The sequence below is a fragment of the Bordetella genomosp. 2 genome (assembly GCF_002261345.1).
Classification (GTDB): domain Bacteria; phylum Pseudomonadota; class Gammaproteobacteria; order Burkholderiales; family Burkholderiaceae_B; genus Bordetella_A.
The window spans coordinates 296,739-313,588 of the sequence record NZ_NEVT01000002.1; the positions used below are offsets into that span (position 1 = coordinate 296,739).

The following is a 16,850-nucleotide window of genomic DNA, read 5'->3' on the forward strand; positions in this document are numbered from 1 at the left end:
GGAATCGCAGCCATGACACATCACGATCTCGCCATGCCGGTGACCGAAGACCAGGCGCGCGCGCTGCGCGTGGGCGACACGGTCACCCTGCAGCACACCCTGTTCGGCATCCGCGACGCCAGCTATATCGCCCTGTTCGACCGGGGCCGCGCCACCCGCTTCGACATGCGCGGCCACGCGGTGATCCACACCGCGCCCAACGTGCGCAAGGTGGCGCCCACGCCGCAGCATCCCGCCGGCTACGCGCCGGTGTGCATCGGCACCACCACCTCGTCGCGCATGGAGCGCTTCACCGCGCAACTGATGCGCCAATGCGGCGTGCGCTTCATCGTGGGCAAGGGCGGCATGCACCAGGGGTCCAGCCAGGCTTTCAAGGAGCAGGGCGGCGCCTATCTGGCCATCGTGGGCGGCACAGCCGCGCTGGAGACCACCTGGATCGAATGCATCGAGGACGTCGACCTGGACGACCTGAACCCCGAATCGCTGTGGAAGTTCCGCATCCGCGACTTCGGGCCGCTGCTGGTGGCCATGGACAGCCATGGCGGTTCGCTCTATGACCAGGTCGCGCAGGACGTGGCGGCGCGCCGCGCGGGCGTGCTGGCCGGCCTGGGAGTGGCGCGATGAGCGCCGCCGTGCAAGTGCGCCAGACCGACGTGCTGATCCTCGGCTCGGGCGGCGCGGGGCTGTTCGCCGCCCTGCACGCCCACGCGGCCGCGCCGGGCCTGGACATCACCGTGGCGGTCAAGGGGCTGCTGGGCAAATGCGGCTGCACGCGCATGGTGCAGGGCGGCTACAACGTGGCGCTGGCCGAGGGCGACTCGATCGAGCGGCATTTCATGGACACCATCGAGGGCGGCAAGTGGCTGCCCGACCAGGAACTGGCCTGGACCCTGGTGAACACGGCGGTGGAGCGCATCCACGAACTGGAAAACGAACTGGGCTGCTTCTTCGACCGCAATCCCGACGGCACGCTGCACCAGAAGGCTTTCGCGGGGCAGACCTTCGACCGCACGGTGCACAAGGGCGACCTGACCGGCATCGAGATCATCAACCGGCTGGCCGAGCAAGTCTGGGCGCGGCGCATCCACCGGCTCGAGGAGCATCGCGCGGTGGCGCTGATTCCCGCGCGCGACGGCGGGCGCATCGCCGGCGTGCTGATGATCGATATCCGCACCGGCGCCTTCGTGCTGGTGCGCGCCAAGGCCGTGCTGCTGGCCACCGGCGGCGGCCCGACCATGTACCGTTTCCATACGCCCTCCGGCGACAAGAGTTGCGACGGCCTGTCGATGGCGTTGCGCGCGGGGCTGGAGCTGCGCGACATGGAGATGGTCCAGTTCCACCCCACCGGGCTGCTGGCCGGCGCCGATACCCGCATGACCGGCACGGTGCTGGAAGAAGGCCTGCGCGGCGCCGGCGGCTACCTGCTCAATGGCCAGGGCGAGCGCTTCATGCAGGCGGTCGATCCGCGCGCCGAGCGCGCGACCCGCGACATTGTTTCGCGCGGCATCTATGCCGAGATGCGGGCGGGGCGCACGACGCCCAATGGCGGGGTGTACATCGAGATGGCCCATCTGGGGCCCGAGCGGGTGCGCCGCCAGTTCAAGGGCATGGTGGAGCGCTGCGCGGATTGCGGCTTCGACCTGGCGGCGGGCCGGGTCGAGGTGGTGCCGACCGCGCATTACATGATGGGCGGCGTGCTGTTCGAGCCGGATTGCCGTACCTCCCTGGCCGGGCTGTATGCGGCCGGCGAAGACACCGGCGGCGTGCACGGCGCCAACCGCCTGGGCGGCAACGGCGTGGCCAACTCCACGGTGTTCGGCGGCATCGCGGGCGACGCCATGGCGCGCTGGACGCCGGGCCAGTCGTGGGCCGAGCCCGACCCGGCGGCGCTGCAGCAGGCGCTGGCGCGCGCGCAGGCGCCGCTGGGACGGCGCGGGGGCGACTTGCATGGCCTGCGCGAGCGCCTGTCCAGCATCATGTGGGACGACGCCGGGATCGTGCGCGACGCGGCCGGGCTGAACCGCGCGCTGGCCGCGCTGGCCGGGCTGCGCGAGGAACTCGACCACGTGGGCGTGGCCGATACGGGGCGGGCCTTCAACATGACCTGGCACGACTGGCTCAACCTGGACAGCCTGGTTCACGTCAGCGAGGCCATCGTGCGCGCGGCGCTGGCGCGCGAAGATTCGCGCGGCGCGCATTTCCGCGCGGACTTCCCCGAGACCCGCGACCTGGAGCATTCCTGGTTCTCGGTGGTCGCGCAGCGCGGCGACAGCATGGAGGTCAACCGGCGCCCGGTGCGCTTCACGCGCGTGCGGCCGGGGCAGACGCTGCTGGCGCAAGCCGCGGCGTGAACGGCCGGGCACGATCCCGGTGGCGGCCGCGAGAGGTGTCTGACACCCCGCGGCAGGCCGCGGAGGGGCGAAGGGCGGTTCACGGGGTGTCAGACACCTTGCGGTGTGGCAGCACCAGACACTCTGCAGCACCACGAATGGTGACCACGAAAAAGGGGGAGACGGGTATGGCGATGCGAGCGACGATATGGCGGCTGGCGGCCGCCGGGGCATGGCTGGCGGCAAGCCTGGCGCTGGCCGGCGCGGGCGTGGCGCAGACGTATCCGCAGCGGCCGGTGACGCTGGTGACGCCTTTCAGCGTGGGCGGCGATGCCGACCTGGCGGCGCGCAACCTGGCCGCCGTGATCCAGCCATACCTGGGCCAGCCGCTGGTGGTGATGAACCGGGGCGGCGCCAATGGCGCCATCGGCTCGCAGTACGTGAAGGACGCCGCGCCCGACGGCTATACCCTGCTGCTGGCGCGGGTGGGCTCGCAGGCGATCCTGCCCGCGCTGCAACCGGACCTGTCGTATCGCTGGGACGACTTCACCGTGCTCGGGCTGCTGGAGCTGAATCCCTACGTCTGCGCAGTGCCGAAGGGTTCGCCCTATCGCGGCCTGGCAGACCTGATCGACGCCATCCGCGCCCGGCCCGGCGAGCTGAACTACGCCACTACCGGCCCCGCCACGGTATTGAACCTGGGGCCGCAACTGCTGTTCGATGTGCTGGGCCTGCCGTCCACGGCGGCCATGCCCATTACCTACAAGGGCTCGGGTGAGGCCACCCTGGCCGCGCTGTCGGGGGAGGTCGATTTCGTCTGCACCAACTACGCGCCGATCTCCGGCCCGCTGGGCGATGGCCGGCTGCGCGCGCTGGTGACCACCACCCCGCAGCGGCTGGATTCGCTGCCGGACGTGCCCACCGCGCGCGAGGCCGGCTTCCCGCAATTGGAGGTGATCACCGGCTGGAGCGCCTTGTACGGCCCGCCCGGCATGGACCCGGCGGCGGTCCGCAAGTGGGCCGGGGTGTTGGACGGTGTATCGTCGAGCCAGGCTTGGCGCGACGGCACGCGCCGGCTGGGCAGCGTGCCGGATGTGCGCGCCGCCGGGCCGACGCGCGAATTCGTCAAGGCCCAGGTGGAAACCTACCGCAAGCTGGGAAGTTCCGCGGGCATTTCGCTCAAATGACAAGATGGCGGCGCCACCGCGCCGTCCACTGAGGAGTCCGACTGATGACAGTCTCATCGCGCGGTGCCGATGCGTTGGCCCGCTCTATCCAGGCCGCGGGCATCACACGGCTGTTCACCCTGTCGGGCAATCACATCATGCCCGTGTTCGACGCGGCCCTGTCGGCCGGCATCGAGCTGGTCCACGTGCGCCACGAGGCCGCCGCGGTGCACATGGCGGACGCCTGGGCGCGCCTGACCGGCCAGCCGGGCGTGGCGCTGGTGACGGGCGGGCCGGGGCACGCCAATGCGGTGTCGGCCCTGTATACCGCGCAGATGTCCGAATCGCCGGTGATCCTGTTGTCGGGGCACGCGCCCAATCGCCAGGCGGGCTGGGGCGCGTTCCAGGAAATGGACCAGGCGGCCATGGCCGCGCCGGTGACCAAGGCGGCCTGGGCCGCGGCCATGGCCGACGGCCTGGGCGCGGACTTCGCGCGTGCCTGCCGCATCGCGCGCAGCGGCCGGCCGGGGCCGGTCCACCTGAGCCTGCCCACCGATGTACTGGAAGCCCGGACCGATGCCGCGCCGCCGGCGGCGCAGGACTACGCGGCGCTGGCCATGCCGCTGGACGACAGCCAGGCGGCCGCCCTGGCCGCCCGCCTCGCGCGCGCGCAGCGGCCCCTGGTGCTGGTGGGCCCGGCCGGCCTGACCGATGCCGGGCGCGCGGGCGTGGCCGCGCTGCAGCGCGCCTGGGGCCTGCCGGTGATCGCCACCGAAAGCCCGCGCGGCGCCAACGATCCGGCGCTGGGCGCGTTCGCGCCGTTGCTGGCGCAGGCCGATTGCGTGCTGTTGCTGGGCAAGCGCCTGGATTTCACCCTGCAATTCGGCAAGGCTTTTCATGCCGACTGCGCCTTCGTGCAGATCGACGCGGAAGAGAGCGAGCTGGCGCGCACCCGGCGGGCCGTCGGCGAGCGCTTGCACGAGACCGCCATCGCCGATGCGGCCGCCGCGCTGAGCGGGTTGGCGCGGCTGCCCATGCCGGGCGCGCGCGACGCCTGGCTGGCGCAAGCGGCGGCCGCCGTGGCGTATCGGCCGGCCGAATGGCGCGAGGCCGCCGGCGGGGCCGGCCTGCATCCGGCCGAACTGTGCCGCGCGGTCCAGCGCATCCTGGACTCGCACCCCGATTCGGTGCTGGTGTGCGACGGCGGGGAGTTCGGCCAGTGGGCGCAGGCCTGCCTGCGCGCGCCGCACCGCGTCATCAACGGCGCGGCGGGCGCCATCGGCAGCGCGTTGCCCATGGCGCTGGCCGGCCGCCTGGCGCACCGCGACGCGCCGGTCGTGGCCATGATGGGCGACGGCACCTTCGGGTTCCATTGCGCCGAGCTGGATACCGCCGTGCGCTATGGGCTGCCGTTCATTTGCGTGGTGGGCAACGACGCACGCTGGAACGCCGAATACCAGATCCAGCTCAACAGCTACGGCCCCGACCGGCTGGTCGGCTGCGAATTGCTGCCGACCCGCTACGACCGCGTGGCGGAGGGCTTCGGCGCGCGCGGCGCATGGGTGACCGAGGCGGCCGCGCTGGCGCCCGCGCTCGATGCCGCGCTGCGCGCCGATCTGCCGACCTGCGTGAATGTCGACCTGGCCGGCCTGCCCGCGCCCGTGATCCGGCAAGGCTGACGCCGCCGCGCATGGAGACCTGGCTGCTGCTGGCGGCGGGCGCTTGCGCCGCCGCGTTCGTGCAAGGCCTGGCGGGTTTCGGCTTCGGCCTGGTGGCCATGACCTTCTGGTCGTGGACGCTCGCGCCTTCGCTGGCCGCGCCGGCCGTGGTGTTCGGTTCGCTGGTGGGGCAGTTGCTGGCGGTGCGCTCGCTGCGCCACGGCCTGGACTGGCGCCGCCTGGCGCCGTTCCTGCTGGGCGGCTTGCTGGGCGTGCCGCTGGGCGTCGGCCTGCTGCACTATGTCGACCCGGCGGCTTTCCGGCTGGGCGTGGGCCTGGTGCTGCTGGTGTACTGCCCGGCCATGCTGCTGGCGGCCGAACTGCCCCGGGTCACGCGCGGCGGCCGTCCCGCCGATGCCGGCGTGGGGTGGCTGTCCGGCATCATGAGCGGCTTCGGCGGGCTGCCGGGACCGGCGCTGACCCTCTGGTGCGTGCTGCGCGGCTGGCCGCGCGACCAGCAGCGCGCCGTGTTCCAGACATTCAACCTGGTCATGCATGGCGTGACTTTGTCGAGCTACGCCGTGGCCGGCCTGCTGGACGCCCGCATGGTGCCGGTGTTCGCCGTGGTGGGCGGTGCCGTCCTGGTGCCGGCGCTGGCCGGCGTGCGGTTGTACCGCCGCTTCAGCGACGCGACCTTCCGCCGCCTGGTGCTGGGCCTGCTGACCCTGTCCGGCGTGGCGCTGGTGGTCTCGGGCGTGCGCAGCCTGTGGTAGGCCGGCCCTAGCCGGCGCCGGCCAGTTCGCGCAATTGCGCCAGCAGGGCGTCGGGGATTTCGACGCCGCGTTCCTCGGCCTGCCGCTGCAGGGCGGCGCGCCGCCCGCCCGGCAGGCGCACGCCGCTGTCGGCCAGCATGGCGGCGACCAGCGTTTCCACTCGTTCCAGGTACACCTCGCGGCCGGCCAGCGCGCCGGGGTCGATGGCCAGGAAGGCCTGGCCGATGCGCGCCTGGTTGCCTTCGTCGGTGAAGAACGAGTCGGCCTCGAAGCCGAAATGGGCGCCCGTCAGGGCGCAGGCCAGCAACTCCACGATGAGCGCCAGCATGGCGCCCTTCGCGCCGCCCATCGGCAGCATGCTGCCGGCCAGGCCGGCCTTGGGGTCGGTGGTCGGATTGCCGTCGGCGTCGAGCGCCCAGCCCAGCGGGATCTCGCGGCCCTCGCGGGCCGCCACCATCAGCTTGCCGCGCGCCACTTCCGACAGCGACAGGTCGATCACCAGCGCATCGCCGTCGCGGCGCGGAAACGCGGCCGCGATGGGGTTGGTGCCGAACAGCGCGCGCTTGCCGCCCCACGCGGGCATGGCGGCGGGCGAGTTGCCCAGCGCCAAACCCACCAGGCCCTGCCGCGCCAGGGCGTCCAGATGATAGGCGGCCACGCCGAAGTGATGGCTGTTGGTCACGCCGGCAAAGGCCACGCCGTGCGCGCGCGCCCGTGCGCCCGCTTCCTGCACGGCCAGCGCGCAGGCGGGGAAGGCCAGGCCGGCGCCGGCATCGACCAGGACGGCGCCGCCGCGCTGCTGGGCGATGCGCGGCACCGCGGCGCCGGCGACCCGGCCGTTGCGCACTTGCGCGGCGTAGGACGGGATGCGCGACACCCCGTGCGAGGCCAGCCCCTGGGCGTCGGCATAGACCAGCGCGCGTGCGGCGCTGTCGGCCATGTCGGGGTTGGCGCCGGCGCCGCGCAGGGCGGCGCAGGCCAGTTCATGCAAGGACTTCAGGTCTAGAGTTGCCATGGAAGATTCACAGTCGGATGGAGGGTTTCAGGCGCCTCGCAAGGCCTGCGCCACGCGTTGCGCCACCATGCTTGAGACGCGCGCGTTGGCTTCCTGGGTCAGGCCGGCGATATGGGGCGTCAGCACCAGGTTGGGCGCGCCGGCCAGCGGGCTGCCGGCCGGCAGGGGTTCGTCTTCGAATACGTCGATGGCGGCGCCGCGCAGGTGGCCGCTGCGCAACGCCTGCGCCAGCGCCGCCTCGTCGACGATGCCGCCGCGCGCGGTATTGACCAGCACCGCGCCGCGCTTCATGGCGGCCAGGCGGGGCGCGTCGATCAGCCTGCGCGTCGCGTCGGTCAGCGGGATGTGCAGCGTCAGCACGTCGGCGCGCGCCAGCAGGGCATCCAGTCCCGCCGGCTCGACGCCGGCATCGCGCCAGGCCGGGTCGTCGTCGCGCAGCAGCGGGTCGTGCGCGGCCACGCGCATGCCCAGGCCTTGCGCCAGGCGCGCCACCAGCCGGCCGATGCCGCCGAAGCCGACGATGCCGAGGGTGCGCGCCTCGGCTTCCAGGCCATTGGACAACTCGGTGCGCGGCCAGGCGCCGGCCGCCACCCGGTCGCTGTCGTGATAGGCGCCGCGCAGCAGCATCAGCGCCGCCGCGATCACATATTCCGCCACGGCGCGCGCATTGGCGCCGGTGGCTGGCAGCACGGCGATGCCGCGGGCCTGGCAGGCCGGCACATCGATGTTGTCCAGCCCCACGCCCAGGCGCCCCACGGCCTTGAGCCGGGCGCCCGCGGCCAGCAGCGCGCCGTCCACGCGCGTGCGGTTGCGCACGATCAGCGCGTCGGCGTCGGGCAGGGCGGCCAACAGCGCGTCGCGGCGGTCGACCAGGTCCGGCTCGTAGCGCACCTCGAAATCGGCGCGCAGCGCGGCGACCGCCGCTTCATCCATGAATTCGGAAATGACGATGTGCATCGGGTATCTTCAGTAGCGGTGGGCCGGCCGGCGAGCGCCGGCCGGGCGGGAAAAGGCCGGCTAGCCGACCTGGATGTTGGCTTCGCGGATGATTTTGCCCCAACGGTCGACTTCGCTGTCCAGGTATTGCTTGAACGCCGCCGGCCCGCGCGGCCGCGGCACGAATCCCAGCCGCTGCAAGGCTTGCTGCATGGCCGGCTGCGAGACCTGTTTCTCGATGGCGCCGCCGATGCGCTGCACCAGCGCGTCGGGCATGCCGGCCGGCGCCAGCACGCCGGTGAAATTCTCCACCACCAGGTCGGGCATGCCGGCCTCGGCCACGGTCGGCACGTCGGGCAGGTCGGGGCTGCGTTCCGCCGTGCTCACGGCCAGCGCGCGCAAGGCGCCGCTCTTGACGTGCGGCAGCGACTCCGGGTAATTAGAGAAGACCACATCCAGCTGGCCGCCGATCAGGTCGGTCAGCGAGGGCGCGCCGCCCTTGTACGGCACGTGCAGCAGCGAGGTGCCGGTCAGCTTCTGGTACAGCGCCAGCGTCAAGTGGGGCGGCGTGCCGTTGCCGCTGGAGCCGGCCGACAGCGACTTGGAACGGGCGGCCTCGGTAAGCTCGGCCAGGCTGCGGATGGGGCTCTTGGCGTTGACCACCACCATCATCGCCGAGGACGCCAGGCCGGCCAGCGGCACCAGGTCCTTCTTCAGGTCGTAGCCGGCCCGGCCGGCGAACAGGGCCGCGTTGGCGGCATGCGTCATGGTGATGGCCAGCCAGCTGTAGCCGTCGGCTTCGGCGCGCGCCACCAGCGAGGCGCCGATGTTGGCGCTGCCGCCCGGCTTGTTCTCGACCACCACGTTCCACCCTTCGCCGGTGGCCAGCGCCTGGCCCACCTGGCGCGCCGCCACGTCGGTCAGGCCGCCCGGCGGGAAGGGCACCACATAGCTGATGGGCCGCCGCGGCCAGTCCTGCGGGGCGGCCAAGCCGCGCGACCATGGCGCCAGGGCCAGGGCGCCCGCGCCCAGCAGGCCGAGCGTTTTGCGGCGGCCGGCATCGGGACAGGCGTGACGATCATTGCGCATTACGGGTTCTCCTTTGGTTCGGGTTGGCGCCGGCAGAGCGGCAGGTCAGTGCTGCATTCCCCACTTGCGGATGGTGTGGATTTCCACGGTCCGGAAGATGACGTTCTCGACCAGCAGGCCGATCAGGATCACGGTGAACAGGCCGGCGAACACGTTCGGGATCTCCAGCAGGTTCTTGTTCTCGTAGATGAACCAGCCCAGGCCGCCGGAACCGCTGCTGACGCCGAACACCAACTCGGCCGCGATCAGGGTGCGCCAGGCGAAGGCCCAGCCGATCTTCAGGCCGGTGAGGATGCTGGGAAAGGCCGCCGGGATCAGGATGCGGCGCACATAGCCGAACCCCGACAAGCCGTAGTTGCGCCCCACCATGCGCAGCGTCATCGACACCGACAGAAAGCCCGAATGCGTATTGAGCGCCACGGCCCACAGCACCGAGTGGATCAGCACGAACACCAGGCTGCCTTCGCCTAGGCCGAACCAGATCAGCGCCAGCGGCAGGAGCGCGATGGCCGGCAGCGGGTTGAACATCGAGGTCAGCGTCTCCAGCAGGTCGGTGCCCAGCCGGGTGGTGATGGCCAGCACCGTCAGCAGGGCGGCCAGCCCGATGCCGGCGGCGTAGCCCACCAGCAGCACGCGGATCGAGGTCCAGGCCTTGAGCAGCAGCGCGCCGTGCACCAGGCCGTCGTACAGCGCGCCCACGGTGGCGCCGAAGGTGGGAAACAGCAGCGGGTTGTTGATGCTGCGCGCGTAGACTTCCCAGATCAGCGCCAGCACCGCCAGCAGGAACAGCTTGCGCAAGGCGCCGATGTTGTACAGCCGTTCCCAGGCCGACAGCGGTTTCTGGACCACGCCGAAGGATTCGTCGGCGACCGGCTCCAGGTAGCGCTCGGCGCGGCCGGCCGCGTGGGGCGTCTGCAGTTCAGCCATGATGCTGTTCCTCCTCTTCGACGCGGTCCGAGAACAGCATCGCGTTGATGCGCTCTTCCAGCTCCTGGAGGCGCTCCGCGTCATGGTCGCCGCGCGGCACGCTGTTGAGTTCGGCCTTGACCTGGCCGGGGTGCGGCGACAGCAGCAGGATGCGGTTGCCGATCTTGATGGCCTCGGGAATCGAGTGGGTGACGAACAGCACCGTGAAATGCGTGTCGTCCCACAGCTGCAGCAGCTCGTCCTGCATCTTGCGGCGGGTCAGGGCGTCCAGCGCCGCGAATGGCTCGTCCATCAGCAGGATGTCGGGTTCCATGGCCATACCGCGCGCGATCGCCACGCGCTGCTTCATGCCGCCGGACAGCATGTGCGGATAGCTGTCGGCGAACTTGGCCAGGTTCACTTTCTGGATGTAATGCATGGCGCGCTCATCCGCCTCGCGCGCGCCCAGCCGGCCGCTGGCCAGCAGCGCGAAGGCGACGTTCTGGCGCACCGTTTTCCAGGGCAGCAACTGGTCGAACTCCTGGAACACCATCATGCGGTCCGGGCCCGGCCGCGTGACCACTTCCGATTTGAGGCGGATCTCGCCTTCGACCGGCGGCAGGTAGCCGCCCACCGCCTTGAGCAGGGTCGATTTGCCGCAGCCCGACGGGCCCAGCAGGATGAAGCGGTCGCCCTGCCAGACCTGGAAGTCCACCCGGTAGGTGGCGGTGATCAGGTACTCGGGCGTCTTGTACTGCAGGGTCACGCCGCGCACATCGAGCAGCGGCGCGCCGGCTGTTGCATCAGTCATGCCTACCCTCCGGTGTGGCGCCCCGGCCGGAGCCGGGGCGGCGGTTGCGCCACGGCGCGTCAGCTGCCCTGCAATTGCTGGGCATTGGGAAAGAACAGGTCCTTCCACGAGTCGGGCAAGACCTTGATCGAGCCCACCTTGTGCATGAAATTCACGTACTTCATGATGTTGTTGGGGGTCAGGGTGTAGGTGATGTCCGGGTTGTTGAGGATCTCGATCACGTCCTCGCGCTTGGTGCGCTTGTCGTTGGCCAGCCGCAGATAGGCGTCGGCGGCCCAGGTCTTGTCCTTGTTGATCTTGTCCGTGGCTTCCTGCAGCGCCGCCACGAAGGCCGCGTAGACCTTGGGGTTCTCCTTGTAGAACTTCTCGGTGGTCCATACCAGGTTGAAGGTGGCCGGCCCGCCCAGCACCTCGTAGGAACTCAGGATCCGATGTATGCCCGGCTGCTTGAGCTCGAAGTCCTGGAACGGCGGGGAGGTGAAATGCGCCGTGATCTCGCTGGAGCCCGACAGCAGCGCGGTCATGCCGTCCGGGTGGGCCAGCGACACCGTCAGCTTGTCCAGCCGGTTCTGCTGGCCCTCGCCGAAGGCCTGTTCGGCGGCCATCTGCAGCGTCACCGCCTGGATCGACACGCGCACGGCGGGCAGCGCGATCTTGTCTTTCTCCGTGAGGTCCTTGATGGACTTGACCTGCGGGTTGCGCGAGTTCAGGTACAGCGGCATGGCGTTGATGGCCGACACCGCCTTGACGTTCAGGTTGCCGCGCGTGCGGGCCCACATGGTCACCAGCGGGCCGACCCCGCCGGAGGCGAAATGCAGGCTGCCCGACAGCACGGCCTCGTTCATGACGTTGCCGCCGGCAAAGCGCGACCACTTCACCGACAGGTCCTCGATGCCGGCCTGGCGGGCATGCTTCTCGATCAGTTTCTCGTCCTGCATGACCATCAGCGACAGGTAGCTGATGCCCGGCTGCACCGCGACCGTCAGCTCCGACACTTCGGCCCGGGCGGCCGCGCCCAGCAGCATGCCGGCCGACAGACAGGCGGCCGTTGCAATACGCGTGATTCGCTTCATGTCTTCCTCCTTGGGGATGGCGCCTGGATAGGCGTATTGCGGCGCGCGGGCCCGGCATTCTGTGCGCCGGTGCACCGCGCGTCGCGTTCTGCTTCATGGCCCGGCGGTCAGCCGGGCCGGATGCTGCTTGCCCGCATGCATCGTGATGGCCGCCCGGGCGGTCAGGCGCTCTCGTACAGGCGCGTCAGCACGAACTCGCGATGACCCAGCGCCTCGGCCGCGGTCCAGCGCCCGTTGGCGGTGGCCAGCATGCACTCCAGCAGTTTGTCGCCGGCCTGGTCCAGGTCGATCTCGCGCTGCAGCAGGCCGGACGTGTCGACGTCGATGTGCTCGCGCATGGTGCGCACCGTGCGCGGGTTGGCGCAGATCTTGATGACCGGCAGGATCGGGTTGCCGATGACGTTGCCCTGGCCGGTGGGGAAGAAATGCACCGCGTAGCCGGAGGCCGCGCATAGCGTCACCATCTCGGCCGCCGCGGAGGACGAATCCATGAACCACAGGCCCTTGCCGGTGGGAATCTCGGCCTTGTCCAGCACGCCGTCGACGCGGCACTTCTTGCCGATCTTCTGGATGTTGCCCATGGCCTTTTCCTCGATCGTGGTCAGGCCGCCGGCGATGTTGCCCTTGGTGGGCTGCGATTCGGACAGGTCGCTGGTCTTCCAGCGGTCGATCATGTCCTGGTAGCGGTTGAACATGAACATGAAGCGCTCGCGCACCGCGTCGTTGGCGCACCGCTCGGCCACGATGTGCTCGCCGCCGGTCAGTTCGGAGGTTTCGCCGAACACCAGGGTGTTGCCCAGCGCATACAGTTTGTCGAAGGCGTTGCCCACCGTGGGGTTGGCCCCGCAGCCCGAGGTGGTGTCGGATTCGCCGCACTTGGTGGAGACCCACAGGTCGGAGATGGGGCACTCGGTGCGCTGCAGCGCGGTCGCGTAGTGCACGAATTCCTTGGCCTGCCGCGACGCGCGCATGATGGTGTCGTGGTCGCCGTGCAATTCGATGCTGAAGCCGGCCACCGGCTTGCCGGTGGCGGCGATGCCGTCCACCACGCGCTTGGTCCAGCCTTCCTCGATGCCGATGACGATCACCGCGGCCACGTTGGGGTTGCAGCCGGTGCCGATCAGCGTGCGGAAATGCAGTTCCAGGTCTTCGCCGAACTGCAGCCGCCCGTAGGGGTGGGGCAGGGCCATGGTGCCCTTGATGTTGTTGGCGACGGCTTCGGCGGCGGCGTTGGAGATATCGTCCACCGGCAGCACGATGACGTGGTTGCGCACGCCGACGCGCCCGTTGTCGCGGCGGTATCCGCGGAAGGTGGTCGAGGCATTGACAATGGCCATGGCGGTTTCCTATGTGTGTAGATCGTTGAGGGGGACCGCGGCCGCTTACCAGCGCTTGGTCTTGATGTTGTGGACGTGGGCGTGCTCGCCCGCCTTGATGGGCTCGACCACCTTGCCGATGTCGGTGCCGTACTTGAAGACGGTGTCGCCGACAGCCATGTCCTTGAGCGCCACCTTGTGGCCGATGGGGATGTCCTGCACGGCCTTGAGCTGGATGATCTTGTCTTCGTCCATGATCCAGGCATTCAGGTCGGTGCCTGCCTTGAGGCCTTCCACGACGGCCACGGCCACCGTGTCTTTCGCATCGTGCAATACGGCGTGAATCATTCTGTTCCTCTCTGGTGTGATGGCCCGCCTGGCTGCGCGGCCGTGGCGGTCCATCGAATCTTAGGGCGCGCTTGCATCCAAGTCAACTAAATCATATATATGAGTTGTATGATTCGGATTGGCGCGCCGCGCGCCGGTACAATTCCGCGATTTCAACCGCCCGCCACGCCATGAGAAACACCGCCACTTCGACCGTCCCGCTCGGCAGCCCCCTGTATGCGCAGGTCAAGCAGGCGATGCTCGCGGCCCTGGCGAGCGGCGAATGGAAGCAGGGCGACGCGGTGCCGCCCGAGAAGACGCTGGCCGAACGCTTTGGCGTCTCGATCGGCACGCTGCGCAAGGCCATCGACGAACTGGCGGCCGAGAACATCCTGGTGCGCCACCAGGGGCGGGGCACGTATGTGGCGGTGCACACCCGCAACCACCATTTCTTCAAGTTCTTCCGCATCGTCCGCCAGGACGGCCACAAGTCGTACCCGGCCACGCAGCTGCTGCGCTTCCGGCGCGCGCGCGCCACCGCCCTGGTGCGCGAGCGGCTGGGCCTGCCGACGGGGGCGTATGTGTTCGAGTTCTCGAACGTGCTGTCGCTCAATGGCGACGTGGTGATGGTCGACGACATCTGCCTACCCGAGTCGCGCTTTCCCGGCATGACGGAAGGCCACCTGCGCGAGCGGCCCAGCACCCTGTATGCGCTGTACCAGGATGCTTTCGGGGTGAATGTGATCGCCACCGACGAACGGCTGCGCGTCTGCCTGGCCGATGCCACCCATGCCGAGTGGCTGGGGGTGGCCGAGCACACGCCGTTGCTGGAGATCCGCCGCGTGGCCTACTCGTACAACCGCCAGGCCGTGGAGTGGCGGGTGTCGCGGGTCAATACGGCCGCCTACGAGTACCTGGGGCAGGAGCCGGGGGCGGCGCTCACGACTTGAGCGCCGCGCGGCTGGTCCGCCATCCGCCCCGGATGCTAGAATGCCCCCTTCACTCGGCGCCGATTTGCCTGATCCGCTTGCGGGCGCCTCTATAAATCCAGCTAAAGAGGTCCGTATGACCCCCCACGCCCAGCATCCGGCCGGCGGGCTTGTCCCCAGCGCCGCCACCCCTGCCGACCCCGGTTCGGTAGGCATCGTCACTCCCCGGCTCATCCGCTTCGACGAACCGCTGCCCCTGGCCAGCGGGCAATCGCTGCAATCGTACGAACTGGCGGTCGAGACCTACGGCACGCTCAATGCCGAACGCACCAACGCCGTGCTGGTGTGCCACGCGCTCAACGCGTCGCACCACGTGGCCGGCGTGGCCGCCGACGACCCGAAGGACATCGGCTGGTGGGACAACATGGTCGGGCCCGGCAAGCCGCTCGACACCGACCGGTTTTTCGTGATCGGCGTCAATAATCTGGGCTCGTGCTTCGGCTCGACCGGCCCGGCCAGCGTCAACCCCGCCACCGGCCACCCCTGGGGCGCCGCCTTCCCGGTCCTGACGGTCGAGGACTGGGTGCGCGCCCAGGCGCGGCTGGCCGACCACTTCGGCATCGAGCGCTTCGCCGCCGTGATGGGCGGCTCGCTGGGCGGCATGCAGGCGCTGAGCTGGGCCATCACTTGTCCGGAGCGGGTGGCGCATTGCATCGTCATCGCCAGCACGCCACGCCTGTCGGCGCAGAACATCGGCTTCAATGAGGTGGCGCGGCGCGCCATCATCACCGACCCGGATTTCCACGGCGGCGATTACTACGCGCACAACACCGTGCCGCGCCGCGGCCTGTCGGTGGCGCGCATGATCGGCCATATCACGTATTTGTCGGACGACGACATGGCCGAGAAATTCGGCCGCACCCAGCGCGAGCCGGCCGAGGGCGGCGCCTACCGCTACGGCTACGATGTGGAGTTCGAGGTAGAGTCGTACCTGCGCTACCAGGGCGAGAAGTTCAGCCGCTATTTCGATGCCAACACCTATCTGCTGATTACCCGCGCGCTCGATTATTTCGATCCGGCCCGCGACACCGGCGGCGACCTGGCCCGGGCGCTGGCGCCCGCCCAGGCCGATTTCCTGCTGGTATCGTTTTCCACTGACTGGCGCTTCCCGCCGGAGCGTTCGCGCGAGATCGTGCGGGCCCTGCTCAAGAATGGCAGCCCGGTCACCTATGCGGAGATCGACGCGCCGCACGGGCACGATGCGTTTCTGCTCGACGATGCCCGCTACCATGCGGTGGTGCGCGGCTACTATGACCGCATCGCGCGCGAGCTGGGCCTGCAGGGGGCGCCCGCCGGGGCGCGGGCGGCGTCCGTTCCCGCCGCCGCGCCGCAATCCGTGCCGGCTGTATCGGTGCCTTCGGAGGGATATCCCGCATGAATCCCGTTTCGGCTCGCCCGGCAAGCACGGCCGGCATGCGCCCTGATCTGGTCCGGATCGCCAGCTGGATCGAACCCGGCAGCCGCGTGCTCGACCTGGGCTGCGGCGACGGCGCGCTGCTGGCCTATCTGCGCGACCAGCGCCAGGTGCGCGGCGCGGGCGTCGAGATCGACGACAACCATGTCATTGCCTGTGTGCGGCGTGGCGTGGAGGTCATTCAGCAGAATCTGGAAGACGGGCTGGCGCTGTTCGACGACAAGCAGTTCGATACGGTGGTGCTGTCGCAGACGCTGCAGTCCATGCACCGCACGGAGCACATCCTGCGCGAGATGGCCCGCGTGGCGCGCTACGGGATCGTGTCGTTCCCCAACTTCGGCTACTGGCCGCACGGCTGGTCGATCCTGCGCGGCCGCATGCCGGTGACGGGGCAGATGCCTTACCAGTGGTACAACACGCCCAACATTCACTTGTGCACGCTGCGCGATTTCGAGCAATTGGCGGCCGACCTGGGCCTGCGCATTCTCGAGCGCGCCACCTTCCACGAAGACCGCGAAGTCACCGTGCTGCCCGGGTGGCGGAGTACGTTGGCGGTGTATCGGTATGCGGCTGAATAGCGATTTGAGGTTCGGCGCGTGACGGGTTGCTCGTGGGGTGCCTGGTGTTGAGTTCTTGAGGCGCCCGGGCGTGCCGGTGGGCCCGGCCGGCCACGTCGCTCGGCTCGGGCGCGCCACCAGGCGCCCTCGGCCCCCTGCGGGGGCTGCCCTCGCTCCAACTGGCCGCCCAGGCCCCACCGGCACGCCCGGGCTCGCAGGATCTCGGGTAGGTCGGCGTCGGATACCTCTGTGCCGATCTAACAGGTGTCTGACACCCCTTGCGACGGTCGTGTTTGAAGAGACGATGTGCACGGGGGTGTCTGACACCTACGTTGGTGTTGCCCGGGTATCAGACCCCTCATGTATTGCCCAGGTGTCAGACACCCCTGCCTCGGTTGGGGCGGATAGGCGGGACTGTCGCAAGGGGTGTCTGACACCTGCCTACGCAATCGCTGACCGCCCGTTCCCCAATGGCCTAGCGGACTACCGC

16 protein-coding genes and 1 riboswitch are annotated in these 16,850 nt (G+C 69.8%); of the genes, 8 read left to right on the forward strand and 8 right to left on the reverse strand.

Translation table 11 applies throughout. The features are described 5' to 3' along the window. Nucleotides 1–12: 12 nt before the first annotated feature. The 5 genes from CAL24_RS01945 (at nucleotide 13) to CAL24_RS01965 (ending at nucleotide 5,927) form a co-directional block, all read left to right on the forward strand. Nucleotides 13–624, forward strand: coding sequence for a fumarate hydratase C-terminal domain-containing protein (locus CAL24_RS01945; RefSeq protein WP_028355039.1), 612 nt, complete (start codon nucleotides 13–15; stop codon nucleotides 622–624). Next, complete coding sequence (locus tag CAL24_RS01950) at nucleotides 621–2,351, forward strand: L-aspartate oxidase (RefSeq protein ID WP_028355038.1); 1,731 nt, start codon at nucleotides 621–623, stop codon at nucleotides 2,349–2,351. Before CAL24_RS01945 ends, CAL24_RS01950 begins: the two co-directional genes overlap by 4 nt. Before the next feature lie 167 nt (nucleotides 2,352–2,518). Beyond that, nucleotides 2,519–3,517: a Bug family tripartite tricarboxylate transporter substrate binding protein gene (locus CAL24_RS01955; protein ID WP_094805581.1), complete on the forward strand. Its 999-nt coding sequence runs from the start codon at nucleotides 2,519–2,521 to the stop codon at nucleotides 3,515–3,517. A 44-nt stretch (nucleotides 3,518–3,561) separates the two neighbouring features. Further along, nucleotides 3,562–5,175 (forward strand): thiamine pyrophosphate-binding protein, encoded by a 1,614-nt coding sequence (locus CAL24_RS01960; protein WP_094805582.1) that lies wholly within the window; start codon nucleotides 3,562–3,564, stop codon nucleotides 5,173–5,175. A gap of 11 nt (nucleotides 5,176–5,186) precedes the next feature. Beyond that, complete coding sequence (locus CAL24_RS01965; RefSeq protein WP_028355035.1) at nucleotides 5,187–5,927, forward strand: sulfite exporter TauE/SafE family protein; 741 nt, start codon at nucleotides 5,187–5,189, stop codon at nucleotides 5,925–5,927. Between the two features lie 7 nt (nucleotides 5,928–5,934). Here the strand turns inward: CAL24_RS01965 and CAL24_RS01970 are convergent, their stop codons facing one another. The 8 genes from CAL24_RS01970 to CAL24_RS02005 form a co-directional block, all read right to left on the reverse strand. After that, nucleotides 5,935–6,942 (reverse strand): Ldh family oxidoreductase, encoded by a 1,008-nt coding sequence (locus CAL24_RS01970; RefSeq protein ID WP_094805583.1) that lies wholly within the window; start codon nucleotides 6,940–6,942, stop codon nucleotides 5,935–5,937. 27 nt (nucleotides 6,943–6,969) lie between these two features. Further along, a complete protein-coding gene (locus tag CAL24_RS01975; RefSeq protein ID WP_094805584.1) occupies nucleotides 6,970–7,899 on the reverse strand; it encodes a hydroxyacid dehydrogenase in 930 nt (309 codons plus the stop codon). A 60-nt stretch (nucleotides 7,900–7,959) separates the two neighbouring features. Continuing rightward, nucleotides 7,960–8,967: a Bug family tripartite tricarboxylate transporter substrate binding protein gene (locus CAL24_RS01980; RefSeq protein ID WP_094805585.1), complete on the reverse strand. Its 1,008-nt coding sequence runs from the start codon at nucleotides 8,965–8,967 to the stop codon at nucleotides 7,960–7,962. 45 nt (nucleotides 8,968–9,012) lie between these two features. Further along, nucleotides 9,013–9,894, reverse strand: a complete 882-nt coding sequence (locus CAL24_RS01985) for an ABC transporter permease (RefSeq protein ID WP_094805586.1) — start codon at nucleotides 9,892–9,894, stop codon at nucleotides 9,013–9,015. Then, complete coding sequence (locus tag CAL24_RS01990) at nucleotides 9,887–10,684, reverse strand: ABC transporter ATP-binding protein (RefSeq protein ID WP_028355030.1); 798 nt, start codon at nucleotides 10,682–10,684, stop codon at nucleotides 9,887–9,889. The genes CAL24_RS01985 and CAL24_RS01990 overlap by 8 nt, the downstream gene beginning before the upstream one ends. Nucleotides 10,685–10,743: 59 nt before the next feature. Then, the gene (locus tag CAL24_RS01995; RefSeq protein WP_028355029.1) at nucleotides 10,744–11,757 is read right to left on the reverse strand and encodes an ABC transporter substrate-binding protein; all 1,014 of its coding nucleotides are present in this window, start codon (nucleotides 11,755–11,757) and stop codon (nucleotides 10,744–10,746) included. Nucleotides 11,758–11,918: 161 nt separating this feature from the next. Continuing rightward, nucleotides 11,919–13,094: a UxaA family hydrolase gene (locus CAL24_RS02000; protein ID WP_028355028.1), complete on the reverse strand. Its 1,176-nt coding sequence runs from the start codon at nucleotides 13,092–13,094 to the stop codon at nucleotides 11,919–11,921. A gap of 45 nt (nucleotides 13,095–13,139) precedes the next feature. Continuing rightward, a complete protein-coding gene (locus tag CAL24_RS02005) occupies nucleotides 13,140–13,421 on the reverse strand; it encodes a UxaA family hydrolase (RefSeq protein ID WP_028355027.1) in 282 nt (93 codons plus the stop codon). Between the two features lie 170 nt (nucleotides 13,422–13,591). On the opposite strand from CAL24_RS02005, the gene CAL24_RS02010 reads away from it, so the two are divergent. From CAL24_RS02010 to metW, 3 genes are all read left to right on the forward strand, one after another. Then, nucleotides 13,592–14,350 (forward strand): GntR family transcriptional regulator, encoded by a 759-nt coding sequence (locus tag CAL24_RS02010; RefSeq protein ID WP_028355026.1) that lies wholly within the window; start codon nucleotides 13,592–13,594, stop codon nucleotides 14,348–14,350. Nucleotides 14,351–14,396: 46 nt separating this feature from the next. After that, nucleotides 14,397–14,476: riboswitch (SAM riboswitch) on the forward strand. After that, on the forward strand, nucleotides 14,466–15,767 hold the full coding sequence (gene metX, locus CAL24_RS02015; RefSeq protein WP_249278460.1) for a homoserine O-succinyltransferase MetX: 1,302 nt from the start codon (nucleotides 14,466–14,468) through the stop codon (nucleotides 15,765–15,767). It overlaps the preceding riboswitch by 11 nt. Then, nucleotides 15,764–16,381 (forward strand): methionine biosynthesis protein MetW, encoded by a 618-nt coding sequence (metW, locus tag CAL24_RS02020; protein ID WP_028355025.1) that lies wholly within the window; start codon nucleotides 15,764–15,766, stop codon nucleotides 16,379–16,381. The genes metX and metW overlap by 4 nt, the downstream gene beginning before the upstream one ends. Nucleotides 16,382–16,850 lie beyond the last annotated feature (469 nt).